Consider the following 14,024-nt stretch of genomic DNA (forward strand, 5'->3'; position numbering starts at 1 on the left):
CTGTCGGGGGATGGAGGCGGACATGCCGCTTGACTGCTTTCACATCGCAGTGTGTTCTCCGGGGTGTCCTGTCCGTTTGTCTCCGGCTTTGTGGTGGTGGGAATCGAATTGTCGGACAGGACGGCAGTCTCCATCAGGCTGTCGTGCAGCAGGAGAGCTGATAATCCTATGGCAAGTAGGGCGACGGCTGCCGCAGCCCAATAGCGTCGCCGGCTTTTCGTTCCCGTGCCGGCGGTTGTGCGTGCCGATGGCCGGGGGGCAGCGTCGTCCATGCCCCGGTCGAAGTAAGCGAACATCTCGCGATAGTCCTCCCATTCTTCGGGAATGTCGTCGGAAGACTGAAAAAGTCTGCCAGCAAGCGTTCTTCGTCGAGTGTTGTCTGCCCGTCCATGAATCGGTCGAGCAGCGTCTGTATGGTGTTGCGTGGGTAGGTTGTCATTTTCGGTTCCTCCTTTTTATTTCTTCCAGTAGTTGTCGTCGCGCCTTGGAGAGCAGGGTGCTGACCGACGGGATGGTGATGCCGAGTATGTGGGCTATCTCCTGTATCGGGCGGTGCTCCGTCTGCCGCATGTAGAGTATGGCGTGCTCCGTTGTCGGCAGTCGGCCGAGCCTTTCTGCGAGCCATTGCTCGTCTTCGCGCTCTTCGAGCAGGCTTTCGGGGTTTCCGTATGCGGCCGTCTGTTGTTTCTGCATGGCTTTGTCCAATGGTATGCTGCGCTGCCGCCGGTGTGCGTTCAGGAGCATGTTGTGGGCCATTCTGGCGGTAACGGCCTTCAGGGAGTGGAATCTGCCGAGGCTGCCGCGTAGCTGCCATAGCCGCAGCATCACATCCTGTGCGATGTCTTCGGCCTCTTCGGCTGACGCTCCCATCCTGAAGCAGACGCTTAGTGAGGTCTGCCGTAGGACGGGGGCAAGTTGGGCAAATTCGTTTTCTTCCATGCTCGGTGGTGGACTGTTTCGCTATTAAGACAAGTAAGAGGGCAAATGTTCAATCGGTATTAACGTTATTTAAGAAGAAAAGCATTATGCAGGCAAAGCCGTACTTCTGCAGGGCAGGGGCTGTGTTCCCATGCTCTGTCGAAGTATGGCCTGTAGTCAGGTACTTATATTTGGGTTGTTGTTGGCACTTCGGGCTGTTCTGTCCCGTTTTTCTCTCTTTTGTGCGATGACGGAAGGTTAGAAACAATGCCGCTTCAGAAACTCTTCGTACTGGTTTCTGTAGCCGTTGAATATGTTGATGTCCACCTCACCGTGTATTCCCCTGACCCGTCCGTCGGGGCAGAGCTGCCAGTAGACGAGCTTCATGTCGGGCTTGTACTCACCATATCGGGCTATCCAGACGGGGTAGTTGTCGCCCAAATCGGGGGCAAGGGGCATGTATTGTTTGGTGAACATTTGACTGATGTAGAGGATGGGACGCTTGCCGGTGTGTTTCTGCACTACTTTCAGCCAGTCGCGTATGTGGCGGAACATGACCTCCGCACCGCCCATCTTGACTATCTGTGCGTCGGAAGGCTCGACGTCGAGTACCGGTGGCAGGTCGCCCTTGCCGAAATGGCTGCATTTGAGGAAGTAGGCTGCCTGCGCAGCTCCCGGCGAGGTGGTGGAAAAGAAGTGGTATGTGCCCACCCTGATGCGTGGGCGCGTGCGGCCCGGTAGTCGTCGGAATAGTAGCTGTTCAGAACCGTGCAGCCTTCGGTCGACTTGATGTAGGCGAAAGAGATGGGATAGTCTACCCGCCCCTTTGTCTTCTTCGGGCTTTGGCTGCCCAAATCGGTGATGCGCAGGCGGTTCCAGTGGATGGGATAGATTTTTTTCTTGATTTCGTGCTGATGCTTCGAGAGGTCGATGCCGTAAATGCGGTCGGCATTGTAGGTCAGCCTCTCGCCCTTGTAGACGCCTTTTCTCCATTCGCCCACCTGTAGATAGGCATACGGGGCTATGAAGAATCCGAAGCCGTCGCGTTGTCCGTCGGCCCAGTGTCCGTCGTAGTAGCTGCCGTTGTATCCGTAGTGTTGCCCGTAGCCGTGAGGTTTTCCGTTCCGGGTCTCGCCGGTGTAGTAGCCCGTGGAGTCGATGATGGCGTTCTTGGGAAGGAAGACGGGTTTGGGCTTTATAATCTTGGCCTTGATTAAGGACTGTTCTGCGTCGCTGCGCACGAGCCGTGTGTGGACATTGAGGGGGGTAATTCTGCTGGCCGTCTGTAAGAGGATGAAACCATGACTGTCGGTTTCCAGACGGTTGCAGGCAATGCGTTTGCCAGATTTGTGCAGCACGACGGTGTAGCGGTTCATCTGTCTTACGCGCAGCCGGGCATCGTGGGGAATGTCGTGAAGGGCGTGCATTATCTTTCGGAGCGAGTCCATCTGGTGGCTGATGGCGGCATGGCGGTCGGCTATTTTGATGTATCCGTAGTCTTGGATGCTGTGCACCCGGAGGTAGTAGGAGAGCTCGTTGTACTGCGTCTGTAGGCCTGCGAGCTGATGGTCGGTGCGGATAAACTCGCGGAGTACAAGCTGGTGAAGCTGGCGGTTGTTCATGTTGACGACGGTGGAGGGGCGGTTTTTCCATTGGGCCACGATACGTCCGAAACTTGACGGGACGAGGCGGTAGCGGTTAATCCAGTAGCCCGCAAGGTCGGTCTGCCGTGTTCGGATGGAATCCTTGTTGGTTGCACCTCCCGAGAAAACGGAGCCTGCATGGTTGGCAAAGTAGACTGCCGGTCTGCCATTGACTTCGAGCTGATAGTATGACTGCTGCTCAATGCGTGCCGCAGCCTCTTCTATCTGCCGGGAAGAAGGGGGAAGGAGCCTGAAAAGGGCGTAGGCGGCGAATAGGGCAAGGGCGATGCTTCCTGCGATGTATCCTGTCCGCTTGCTGATATGTGGATGAAACATTTATGCAAAAAAGTCTTTAATCCTTGCAAAGGTAAATATAAATATCGTAACTTTGTCGTTCAAGATGAGAAAATACATCAACATATTGCTGTCGTTGTTGCTGTCCGTAATGATTGTTTGGGCGGCAACGGGTGTTGTGTTGATGCAGTGTGCACATACGGGAAACGTTGCCATTGGCAAGATGCCGAAAGCTGACGAAGGCTGTGGGACGGAGTCGGACAAGGATTGCCTCAAGGTGATGGTGCTGAAGCTCTCCGAAGTGAGTCAGGCACAGACCGTTCAGCAAGATTTTCAGCCTATGCTGTTTTTACTTCTTGCACCTCTCGTAACGATTCTTCTGGCTTTACCGATATTGTTTTTTATAGCATCGCCGATACGGTTGATGCCCTATTGCTGGCATAGTCCGCCGCGGCAGTACCTGCAAAGCCTCACGGTTCTTCAGATTTGATTTTGTGATAGCGTCATCGCTGCTTTTGCCTGATGGGCTGGTTTTGTCCGGCCTGTCGGGTCAGATTGTTGTAACTGTTCAGTGAATGGGTCGCCTTCGCTGCTTTTGTTCGATTTGTTCAGGTTTCATGGATATTCCGGCCGTCTGCCGGTTACCATGCGGAAGTCTCTTGTAGGTGGCTGTTCGCTGAATCTGTCTGGTCATGCAAGGGAGAGTGAAGTGCATGCCGGCCTGTTTGGGACAGCTGAATGGTTATCCCCGATTAACGTATTCACAAAATAAAAACAAATGACTGATAAGATAATTCTTGCAGGCTTTGCCCTGCTTTTTGCCTCGTCTGCCCTTGCGCAGCAGGTGTCCGTCGACACTATGGCAACCCTTAGAGACCAAGAACTCAACAATGTAACCGTTACTGCACGGCGCGTCGGTGTGCGTCGTATGGGCGGAGCTGTCAATGGACAGGATATTTTGCGCGGCGAACTTTTCAAGGCGGCCTGCTGCAACTTGGGAGAGAGCTTTGTCAATAATCCGTCCGTAGACGTCAATTATTCTGATGCCACTACGGGAGCACGGCAGATAAAGCTGCTCGGACTGAGTGGAACATACGTGCAGATGCTCACGGAGAATCTGCCGAACTTCCGTGGCGCAGCCTGCCTTACGGTCTTGGCTATGTGCCGGGAAGCTGGATGAAGAGCCTGCAAGTGAGCAAGGGGAACTCGTCGGTAAAGAACGGCTATGAAGCCATGACGGGACAGATAAACGTAGAGTACCTTAAGCCTGACGATGAACAGGGTGCTGCTCTCAACATCTATGGCAATTCGATGAGCAAGTTGGAAATAAACGCTGATGGAAACATCCACATTGGCGGCAGCAAGAACTTCAGTACGGAGATTCTTACCCACTTCGAGAACAGCTGGAGCCATCACGATGGCAATGGCGACGGGTTTCAGGACGACCCTCAGGTACGTCAGTACAATCTGCAAAACCGATGGTTCTACAAGTCAGGTAACTACATGCTGCATGCCGGTATCGGCTTCCTGAACGAAGAACGGACGAGCGGACAGGTAGCCGGCTCGCATCATCTTGCTGCTGAAACTGCTCCTTACCGCATCCGTATCGGTACTGACCGCTATGAAGGATACATGAAGCATGCCCTCATTCTTGACCCGTCGCGTGGTACGAATATCGCTCTGATAGGCAATTTGTCCATGCACAAACAGTCGGCAGACTATGGTCTTAAGCACTACGACGTGCACGAGAAGAACGCCTATGCCTCGTTGATTTTTGAAACAAACTTTGCCACTGGGCATAACCTTTCTGCCGGACTGGGCCTGAGCCACGATTATCTGCGTCAGAATCTTACGCTTGCCGAGGGTACTGCCGCCCCAACAGGTTACGGCAACCGCTATCCTCTCTTGGGAAACGTGGAGCGAGAGACTACACCGGGAGCTTACATGCAGTATACGTATAGCCTTGGGCACCGCTTTGTGGCGATGACAGGGCTGCGCATAGACCGCAGCAGTGTCTATGGTACGTTCGTAACACCACGGTTTCATGTGAAGTGGATGCCTGCCGACTTCCTTACGCTCCGCCTTTCTGCCGGAAAGGGTTATCGGAGTCCGCACGCTTTGGCTGAGAATAACTTCCTGATGGCATCGGGCAGGCGGCTCGTGATAGATGAACTCAAGCAGGAGAAGGCATGGAACTACGGTGCGAGTCTTTCTTTCCTGATACCTTTGCAGAATAAGGCACTGAAGCTGAACGCGGAGTATTACTATACCCACTTTGTCAATCAGACGGTTGTTGACTATGATACCGACCCGTTGACGCTCCGCATCGGCAATCTTGACGGAAAGAGCTATTCTCATACGTTTCAGATTGACGCTTCCTATCCTTTCTTCCGCGGCTTTGAGCTGACAGCTGCCTATCGCTATAATCTTGTGAAAGAGACTTTCGGCGGCCGCCTGCTCGCCAAGCCGTTGCAGAGCCGGTACAAAGGTCTGCTTACCGCAAGCTATAAGACACCGCTCGGTCTCTGGCAGTTCGATGCCACTTTTGCCCTCAATGGCAGTGGCCGGATGCCGACCCCGTATGTTTCTACCGACGGTACGCCCTCATGGGCAGGACACTATCGTGCCTACGGTCAGCTGAGCGGACAAGTTACGCGCTACTTCCGCCACTTCTCGGTCTACCTTGGTGGCGAAAATCTGACGAACTATAAGCAGAAGAATCCTATCATGGGATACCATGACCCTTGGTCGCAGACTTTTGAACCTACCATGTTTACGGACCGGTGCAAGGTGCCATGGTCTACGCTGGTATTCGGCTGAATTTCGGGAAGCGGATTTAGCTGATGGGTTGACAAGCATACGGGTTGACTGGTTGACCAGTTGTTTGTCTGGAAAACAAATAATCAATGGTCCTGTGGGTTGCGACACCGTTGCAACTCCTCCTCCATAGCAACAATAACAAACAAAAACAAACAATGAAGAAAAGTATCCTGACCATGCTGCTGGCAATGGCTGCCATTGCCGTATCAGCCAAAGACATCAAAACCGTAGTCTTTACAACCACACCGCAGATGCACTGCGAGAGTTGCGAAAACAAGATTAAAGGCAACCTGCGCTTTGAAAAGGGCGTGAAAGAAATAAAGACCGATGTCGAAGAGCAGAAAGTTTACGTAACCTACGATGCGGACAAGACTACCGAGGAAAAGCTCCGTCAGTCGTTCGAGAAGTTCGGCTATAAGGCGGAAAAGACGACTAAAGATGCCAAAGTCCCCGTTCACGAGGGCGAGGAATGTTCGAATATGTAATTCAAAGAACAATGCAAATGCCGGTGTTTCCATGTGGAAGCACCGGCATTTTTGTAGATTGGGGTTATAGCGCAATCTCTCCCGACCCGTAGCAGCGGTGATGCCGCTCATCGTAGACGACGCAGAACTGCCCCGGGGCGACGCCGTGTATGCTCTTCTCCGAATGGACCATGTACCTGCCGTCGGAAAGCGGCTCAATGGTAGCAGGGTGATATTCCGGCGTGTGCCGTATCTTGAAGGTTACGTGCTGAGGCAGTGAGGTGATTCCCTCGGTGAGGAAATGAAAGTCGTGCAGCGGAAACTCCTTCTTGTAGGCAGTTGCCGGGTCGTAGCCGTGGCTGACATAGAGGATGTTCTGCGCCACATCCTTCTTGACGACAAACCACGGACCGCCACCGAAACCGAGTCCCTTGCGCTGCCCGATGGTATGAAACCACAGCCCCCTGTGCGTGCCGATTCTCTTTCCAGACTCCAGTTCTATCACGTCTCCTGCCTGTTCGCCCAAATAGCGTCGCACATACTCGTTGTAGTCTATATTGCCGAGAAAGCAGATTCCCTGCGAATCCTTTCGCCGTGCATTGATAAGGTGCTCGCGTTCGGCTATTTCCCGTACTTCATTCTTCTCATAGTGCCCTATAGGAAGATGGCCTTCTTCAGCTGCCAGTCGTATATTTGAGCGAGGAAATCGGTCTGATCCTTCACTGGGTCAGGGCTGGTGCAGAGCCATTTCCGCCCCTCTATCCACTCTGTCTGGGCGTAATGACCCGTGGCTATGAGGTCGTAGTCGTGTCCCATCTTTGCATCGAAAGCACCAAACTTAACAAGCCGGTTGCACATCACGTCAGGATTGGGGGTAAAACCTGCCTTTACCTTCTCCATGGTGTAGCCCGTAACCTGACTCCAATACTCTTGGTGGCAGTCGACAACCTGCAGTCTGCAACCGTATTTCCGTGCACCGATGTTGCCATCTCGAGGTCTTCCTCCGAGTTGCAGTCCCAGTCTTCCTTTTCTTCCGGCCCAATCTTGATGTAGAAACAGTCGGGATGCAGTCCGAGTCTGTCAAACTCATATACTGCTACCGAGCTGTCTACTCCGCCCGAAAGCAGAACGGCTATTCGCTTGTCTTTTATTTCGTTGGTGTTCATTGTCTTATCATTCTTTCTTTGGTTCACTTTCGTCTATAGCCGGGTGTATGGTCACTGACGGACGGAGCTGTCATTATGTGCTCTATGGGGCTTGGGGATAATTGCCGGATGGCGTCCCGATGTCCTTTCCTGCCTCCTGAAGCCTATTTGCTGTGAGTATCTTGCTGCAAAGGTATAATAGAATTTTGAAATGGGCAAGGGAACAATAAACAATGTGCTGTCTGCCGCCGCCTGCCGTTTCTGTGCGAAAAGACGTCTGCCCCGCAGCGTCCGGTCAGCAGGAAATGGTTGGCAGAAGTGGCGTCGTCGGTTGTTCATTCCGTGTGTAAGCGTGTCGCGGGCAGGGGAGAGAAACAAATGAACGGACAGAAAGAGGATTTCTCCACTTGCTGTCCGTCCATTCAGACTCGTAAAAACTTAGAGAACCTTTACTCGCCACGTAACTCCGACGTTCAGTGCCGACAGCTTGTCCTGTACGACACCGTTCGGATTACTGTTCTTTCCGAAAGAATAACTGTAGTTGCCGTGTATGCGCACACGGTTGTCTTTCAGCGGAAAGTATTCAAAGCCGGCTCCTACGCGTGTGATTTCAGTACCGTCCTGAACGGCCTTATCCGCAGCCGACCCTGTATTGTTCACGTCGTAGCTCATCTTCGTGAAGAGATGGAACTTCTGTGTGGGGCGATAGGAAATCTGTCCCGATATAGTGCAGTCGCGTCCGAAGAAGGTCTGTCCCTTGGCAGCGCGGTTCATGAAGTCGAAGTCGACCTGTACCTTTTCGCCGATGTGGAAACGGTTGCCTAAGGATATGTAGCTGAAGAACTTTCCCTTTTCGTATTCAATCGCGTTGACCGACCACAATGGCTCGTAGAAGCCGTGGCGGCCGTGCCACATCAGGTTGTAGGCGTATGTATCGGGATGTTGCTTGGAGAAAGGACTCTGGCAAGCCTGTAGGGTGAAGGCATCGTTACCGCTCTTGGTCTGGTATTCGGCACTGACTCCCCACTGGTAGCAGGCGAAGTTATAGCAGAATTCTGAGAGGTAATAGCAGTCGATAGGGGCTGGGTCAAGTTCCCATCCTGCTACGAGTACCACGTATTTTCCTGCCGAAACGGCCAACTGGTCCGTAGCTTTGTACTTGAGGAAGAGCCAGTCTGTGGCATCGAAGAACTTGTAGTCTTTGTTGATGCCGTTCAGACGCTGTCGGTAGGCGTATGAGAACTTGGGCGACAGCTCGCCTTTCAGTACCACGTCGACGATGTTGCCCTTGAATCCGCACTCGTCCTTGATGTCTTCTCCGTCAATACTTGTCCGCTGATAGTCGCCGCGTGCCTCTACTTTCAGGTCGACAGGCAGCTTTTCCTGTGCCTTGGCAGTAGTCCATCCGAGTGCAAGCAGTAGCAGGAGGGTGCATGTAGTCTTCATGTATGGTAGTCTTGTATGATTTGTTTTCAAAGGTTGTTTTAATTCGGAAAGGCCTTCTCCACATACCAGTGTGGAGAAGACCTCCTCGTTATAAGAATTTCTTTATGTTATTATAGGAATTTCTTTGTTTTCTTGTTCCATATTCCGTACACCTCGCTGACGGTATCGATGGAGATGAACGGATGCAAATCTTCCTTGTTGAGGAAGTTCAGCAGTTTGGAGAACTCGTCGCGTGTCAGTATGATTTCGAGTCTCATACCCTTCTCGTGGCTGTATCCGCCGACCATTTCGGTCAGGGTGATGCCGCGTTTCAGCTCTTCTACGACGAAGTCGCGTATTTTCTCGTAGTGCTGTGTGGTGATGACAACCCGGGTCTTTTGGCTGAGGCTTGTCATAAAGTGGCTCAGTATCATACCGTTAAGCCATGTTCCAATCAGACCGATTACAACGAGGTTTACGTCGTTGATGGCAAATGCCGTACAGCAGATTAACCATCCGGCAACCGATACTGCCGTTCCGAGATTGATGCTGGTGTACTTGTTGATAATCTTGGCAAGGATGTCAAGACCGCCCGTCGAGGCGTTGATGCTGAAGAGAATACTCTGCGAGGCACTTAGGATGATGACGAAACATAGCAGGTCGAACCATGGGTTGGCTATGACTTGTCCCGCCACATGCACGGCAAAGATAGATTCTTCCATCGGGAACAAGGAGCCGAGGAAGTCAATCATAGGGCCGAGAATAAGGGCAGTGTAAACTGTCTTGGCACCGAACTCATTGCCGATAAGCAGGAACGAGAGCACCAGCAAAACAGCGTTGATGACGAAGATGATGGTACCGACGGAGATGAATGGCAGCAGCTTTGCCAAAACGAGCGACAGACCCGTAATAGAACCGACTATCAGCTTACTCGGGATGAGGAAGAAGTAGACACCGAGGGCTGCGACGAACATTCCGACGGTCATGATTATCAACTCCACCCAGAACTTCTTGGTAGTCAAAAGGTGCATTACCATTTCGAGCGTGCTTTTCATACGCTCTGCCGTAAACAGATCACGGTTGATGAGACTATTACTCATGGCTTTACAATTTTTTGTTTGTTGTATTTCTGAAATTGATTATTAATTTAATGCCTGTCCGCCCGTTGCCACCGCATGTTTTCGCCGGCAGCCTTCCGAACCTGTTCACCCGTGGGCTTTTCCGAGGTTTTTCGGCAGCTTGAATGGCAGGAGAGCGGTGTCGCCTCATTTGTGTTTGTGTGCATGACGGATGTCCTGCTGTTTGGGCGAGTATTCTCTGTATTGGGCTTTTAGTGGGGCAAAGTTAGTAAAAGATTTTATACGCTGCAAAAGAAATTACGATTTTTATTCCATTACCCTCTATTTTACCTTTTTATAGGGTGTAATTTGCCCGTTTGGGCTGTCTCTTTGGACAGATTGTGGTAGCAGACTTACAATTTGTAACTGGCAGAAAGTGGAACGGGGAAGGCTGGCCGGAAGTGTCAGTGCCGTTGTCTCGGGAGGGGCTGCCGATAGGGCTGCGAGACGGATTTCTGCCAGTGAAATTGCCGGTCCTTATTGATAAATGTGTGCCTGTTGCCTTTTTCTTTGGTCTCTTTCCTATAGTGGTAGTGTGTTCCTGACTTTGGTGTCGGGCAGAAGAAATGCTATCGGGAAACGGAAATTAAGTAATTTTAGTATCAATCTATAACTTGTTGTCTGAAAAATGGAATAAACCGCAAACTAATACGCCGTGGTTCAGACTATTTCGAGGGGGAGTTTTGGTTACCATGTATTGGGGAACTTTGACGGCAAGGAGGAGCTTGGGTGGGAGGGCGAGGCCGTTGCAGGCTTGTCTTCTTAGGTTCGGAAATGTCGTGTTTTTTCTTGTCCGTATGATGAGAGTGCCCGGTTCGGTGGTCGAAAGGGGCTTGTCCGCATGGTGAAAGTGCCGTTTTGATACCGTCGGAATGGTATTTTCGGTATGCAGGTAAGGTTGGTTGGGATTGCAGGCTTTTAATCGTCTGATTGTCAGTGCTGTAGGGATGTGTTGAAGAAAAAGCCTTCCCCTTCCGTTGGAGGAGGGCGAAGGCTTTGTTTGTCATTATTTTTCGTATGCTTGGCGGCTTACGTTACCGGCTGATATGGAGGATATTGTGGTGCCGTTCGGTTGTCGCGCATTGTAGGCTGCTTATGATCTGTTTAGTTAGAAGGTCTATTGAGACATCTGTTTCCGCAGCAGGCTTCGGGCTATTTTGCCGGTTTCGGTCATCGGAATATGGCCGGTGTGCAGGATTTCCTGCGGCTGCCAGTATTTGGGCAGGACATTCCGGCAGAGCCTGCCAGTTTCGCTGATGTTCTCGTCTTCGGTAACCAATACGACCGTCTCGCCAAATTTGGGGTCGGGACGGCTTGTGATGGCGAAGGGACGGGATAGGTGCGGCTTCAGCATGGCTTCTACTTCCTCTGCCTGAATCTTGATGCCGCCCGAGTCTATCACGTTGTCTTTCCGTCCCAGTATGCGGAAACGGGTGATGCCGTCTGCGTCTCTGACTATTTCGGCACGGTCGTTGGTGGTCAGCGTATGGTTGCATACCAAGGGTGCGTCTATCGTCAGACAGCCGTCGGGCGAAAGGCTGACACCGACGCTTTCAAAAGGCCGGTACCACAGACTGGCCTCGCCGCCGTTCAGACGTCGTAGGGCAATGTGCGACAGGGTCTCCGTCATGCCGTAAGTGCTCCATACCGCATGGGGGAAGTCTTTGAGCGCGGCAGCCAAGGCGTCGTCTATGGCACCACCGCCAATGATGAGGTGGCGGATGTTTCTGAGCCGGTCGTGCTCTTGCGGTACTTGCAGCGAATTGTAGACCTGTAGGGGAACCATGGCTGCAAAGCTGATTTCGTCGGGCCGGCTGGGCAGTGCCGAGAGCGAGTCGTCGGACAGCGGATGCCCCGAGGGAGGGACGGGGAGTAGTTGCAGCTGCCGTTCTATGCTCCGCACAACGACCATTTTCCCTGCGATATAGTCGAGGGGCATGCAGAGCAGGGCCGTATCGTCCGGCTTGAGGTTGAGAAAGTCGCAGGTGATACGGGCAGAGTTCAGCATCCGCCGTTTCTCCACCCATAGCGGCTTGGGCTTTCCCGTAGAGCCGCTGGTATGTACCAGAAGCCGGGGAGAGGCGTTGTGCCAGTCAGAAAGAAATTCTTTTAGTGTCATATTCTGTCGGGAAATTATGATGTTCGGTTTGGACTGGTTGCCCGGATTTCTATTTCTGGTCTGTTGCCATCCAGAGCTGGTCGCCCCGTATCTCCAAGGGCATCGGCACATTGTCGGTGAAGAGCTGCCCTGTTCCCAGACCTTGAGCCATCGTGATGCGCGGGCCGTAGATGTCGGCGGCCAGTTGTGCTATGGCGTTCAGCCCGATGTTACTCTCCAATGCGGAGGTTATCCACGAGCCGATGCCGCGCTCACGTGCCAAGGCTATCCACTCCCGTGTCCCGGCCATGCCTCCGTGGAGGCTTGGCTTGAGGATGATGAATTGCGGACGGACGGTATCGAGAAGCTCTGCCTTGCGGTCGCGCTCGTTGGTGCCGATGAGTTCCTCGTCCAAGGCTATCGGCAGGGGCGTGTGGCGGCAGAGGTTGGCCATTGCTGCCCACTGGCGTTGGCGGATGGGCTGTTCGATGGAGTGGATGTCGTATTGTGCCAATGCCTCCAAGCGCGCCATGGCATTGTCGGGTGAGAATCCTCCGTTGGCATCTACGCGCAGCTCGACTTGTCCGCTTGGGAAGGCCTGCCGGATGTGCCGTATCAGCTCCATCTCCTTGTCGAAGTCTATAGCCCCTATCTTCAGCTTCACGCATCGGAAGCCTGACTGTAGTTTCTCCTCCAGCCGGTCGTACATTTCCTCGAAACTTCCCATCCATACCAGTCCGTTGATGGTGATGCCCTCCTCGCCCCGTCCGAACGGGGTAGCGAAGAGATTGAGCTTCCGCCGGCTTCGTATTGTGCCATTGCCGTCTCCAGACCGAAGAGCATGGAGGGATAGGGACGCATTGCCTCAAGGTCAATTTTCCCGGTCAGCTCTACGTCGTCGCAGAAACGTCTCAGCAGTTGTTCGTATTCATCGTCCGGCAGGGCGTCGCAGGAGAGGTCTGGCAGGGCGGCACACTCGCCGGTGCCTTTCCTTTCGGGATGCAGCAGGTCGGAAATGCTGACGTAGAAGCTCTTCCGCGTCGTGTAGACTCCCCTTGATGTTCCAGCCGGTTGCTTGAAGTGGAGGAGTCGGGAGGTGATGCTGAGCTTTATATTATTCTTGTTCATTGGGCTGGGTGGAAGTTTGGTTTTTCTGTTCTTTTCCGGGTGGTGGGCAGAGACAAGCAAGACTGATAGAGCCTTGAAGCCCTATCAGCCTTTTGAAATCTTATGGGAACTGCGGATATTTGTCGAAGTCGGGCTTCCGTTTTTCGAGGAAGGCCTTTCCGCCTTCCTGCGCTTCGTCCATCGTATAGTAGAGCAGGGTAGCATCTCCGGCCAGTTCCTGAATACCTGCCTGCCCGTCTAGTTCGGCATTAAAGCCGGCTTTCATCATTCTTAGCGCAAGGGGCGAACGCTCCATCATGGTTTCCGCCCATTCCACGCACTCATCTTCGAGCCGTTCAAACGGCACAACCTTGTTGACAAGTCCCATCCGTTCGGCCTCGGCAGCGGAATACTGGCGGCACAGAAACCATATTTCGCGCGCTTTTTTCTGCCCTACGATACGGGCGAGATAGGAGGCTCCAAAGCCGGCATCGAACGAACCGACCTTTGGCCCCGTCTGCCCGAAGATGGCATTGTCTGAGGCGATGGAGAGATCGCACATGACATGGAGCACGTGTCCGCCTCCGATGGCATATCCGTTGACCATGGCGATGACGGGTTTCGGCAGTCTCCGAATCTGCATCTGTACGTCAAGGACATTCAGGCGGGGCACTCCGTCGCCGCCGACATAGCCTCCGCGCCCTTTCACGTGCATGTCTCCGCCGGAGCAGAAAGCCTTGTCACCGGCACCTGTGAGAAGAACCACGCGTATGTCGAGGGCTTCGCGGCAATAGCTGAACGCCTGCGACATCTCCCAGACGGTACGGGGTGTGAAGGCGTTTCGGTAACGTGGGCGGTTGATGGTAATCTTTGCGATATGGTTAAACTCTTCAAAGAGGATTTCCTGAAAGTCGAAACCCTCAATCGTTTTCCATTCTCTATTGGTCATAATCTTTTGTTTTTGGGAATTTATTAAACGATAATAGGCGTTC

General features: G+C 52.9%; 9 protein-coding genes and 3 pseudogenes. 3 read left to right on the forward strand and 9 right to left on the reverse strand.

Annotation, left to right across the window (positions count from 1 at the left end; translation table 11 throughout):
- Window positions 1–166 precede the first annotated feature (166 nt).
- The 3 genes from JCM15908_RS15710 to JCM15908_RS15455 all read right to left on the reverse strand — a co-directional run bounded on the left by JCM15908_RS15710 (window position 167) and on the right by JCM15908_RS15455 (window position 1,629).
- Window positions 167–439: a PG0215 family putative anti-sigma factor gene (locus JCM15908_RS15710; protein WP_506256109.1), complete on the reverse strand. Its 273-nt coding sequence runs from the start codon at window positions 437–439 to the stop codon at window positions 167–169.
- Window positions 436–939: a GFO_1088 family ECF-type sigma factor gene (locus tag JCM15908_RS03800; protein WP_025002329.1), complete on the reverse strand. Its 504-nt coding sequence runs from the start codon at window positions 937–939 to the stop codon at window positions 436–438. The genes JCM15908_RS15710 and JCM15908_RS03800 overlap by 4 nt, the downstream gene beginning before the upstream one ends.
- A gap of 237 nt (window positions 940–1,176) precedes the next feature.
- Window positions 1,177–1,629, reverse strand: coding sequence for a glycoside hydrolase family 25 protein (locus tag JCM15908_RS15455; RefSeq protein WP_306303703.1), 453 nt, complete (start codon window positions 1,627–1,629; stop codon window positions 1,177–1,179).
- Window positions 1,630–2,961: 1,332 nt separating this feature from the next.
- Between JCM15908_RS15455 and JCM15908_RS03810 the strand changes: the two genes are divergently transcribed.
- The 3 genes and pseudogenes from JCM15908_RS03810 (at window position 2,962) to JCM15908_RS03820 (ending at window position 6,160) form a co-directional block, all read left to right on the forward strand.
- Window positions 2,962–3,345 carry a hypothetical protein gene (locus JCM15908_RS03810; protein ID WP_025002330.1) on the forward strand — a complete coding sequence of 128 codons (384 nt, stop codon included), beginning with the start codon at window positions 2,962–2,964 and terminating at the stop codon, window positions 3,343–3,345.
- A gap of 288 nt (window positions 3,346–3,633) precedes the next feature.
- Window positions 3,634–5,695: pseudogene (locus JCM15908_RS12135) on the forward strand (TonB-dependent receptor plug domain-containing protein).
- Window positions 5,696–5,830: 135 nt separating this feature from the next.
- Entirely contained in the window at window positions 5,831–6,160 is a 330-nt protein-coding gene (locus JCM15908_RS03820) for a heavy-metal-associated domain-containing protein (protein WP_025002331.1), read from the forward strand.
- Window positions 6,161–6,224: 64 nt separating this feature from the next.
- Here the strand turns inward: JCM15908_RS03820 and mnmA are convergent.
- The 6 genes and pseudogenes from mnmA to menB all read right to left on the reverse strand — a co-directional run bounded on the left by mnmA (window position 6,225) and on the right by menB (window position 13,981).
- Window positions 6,225–7,305 (reverse strand): annotated as a pseudogene (mnmA, locus tag JCM15908_RS12140) (tRNA 2-thiouridine(34) synthase MnmA).
- A gap of 417 nt (window positions 7,306–7,722) precedes the next feature.
- On the reverse strand, window positions 7,723–8,730 hold the full coding sequence (locus tag JCM15908_RS03830; protein WP_025002332.1) for a porin: 1,008 nt from the start codon (window positions 8,728–8,730) through the stop codon (window positions 7,723–7,725).
- Window positions 8,731–8,840: 110 nt separating this feature from the next.
- Entirely contained in the window at window positions 8,841–9,809 is a 969-nt protein-coding gene (locus JCM15908_RS03835) for a YitT family protein (RefSeq protein WP_025002333.1), read from the reverse strand.
- A 1,135-nt stretch (window positions 9,810–10,944) separates the two neighbouring features.
- Window positions 10,945–11,946, reverse strand: a complete 1,002-nt coding sequence (locus JCM15908_RS03840) for an AMP-binding protein (RefSeq protein WP_025002334.1) — start codon at window positions 11,944–11,946, stop codon at window positions 10,945–10,947.
- A gap of 49 nt (window positions 11,947–11,995) precedes the next feature.
- A pseudogene (gene menC, locus JCM15908_RS12145) lies at window positions 11,996–13,053 on the reverse strand (o-succinylbenzoate synthase).
- Window positions 13,054–13,153: 100 nt separating this feature from the next.
- On the reverse strand, window positions 13,154–13,981 hold the full coding sequence (gene menB, locus JCM15908_RS03850) for a 1,4-dihydroxy-2-naphthoyl-CoA synthase (RefSeq protein WP_025002335.1): 828 nt from the start codon (window positions 13,979–13,981) through the stop codon (window positions 13,154–13,156).
- Window positions 13,982–14,024: the final 43 nt, after the last annotated feature.

Source organism: Prevotella dentasini JCM 15908 (assembly GCF_000614065.1).
Lineage (GTDB): Bacteria > Bacteroidota > Bacteroidia > Bacteroidales > Bacteroidaceae > Prevotella > Prevotella dentasini.

Coding starts and splice junctions, on each gene's coding strand:
- JCM15908_RS15710 (WP_506256109.1), bottom strand. CDS start 439: ATGACAACCTACCCACGCAACACCATACAGACGCTGCTCGACCGATTC.
- JCM15908_RS03800 (WP_025002329.1), bottom strand. CDS start 939: ATGGAAGAAAACGAATTTGCCCAACTTGCCCCCGTCCTACGGCAGACC.
- JCM15908_RS03810 (WP_025002330.1), top strand. CDS start 2,962: ATGAGAAAATACATCAACATATTGCTGTCGTTGTTGCTGTCCGTAATG.
- JCM15908_RS03820 (WP_025002331.1), top strand. CDS start 5,831: ATGAAGAAAAGTATCCTGACCATGCTGCTGGCAATGGCTGCCATTGCC.
- JCM15908_RS03830 (WP_025002332.1), bottom strand. CDS start 8,730: ATGAAGACTACATGCACCCTCCTGCTACTGCTTGCACTCGGATGGACT.
- JCM15908_RS03835 (WP_025002333.1), bottom strand. CDS start 9,809: ATGAGTAATAGTCTCATCAACCGTGATCTGTTTACGGCAGAGCGTATG.
- JCM15908_RS03840 (WP_025002334.1), bottom strand. CDS start 11,946: ATGACACTAAAAGAATTTCTTTCTGACTGGCACAACGCCTCTCCCCGG.
- menB (WP_025002335.1), bottom strand. CDS start 13,981: ATGACCAATAGAGAATGGAAAACGATTGAGGGTTTCGACTTTCAGGAA.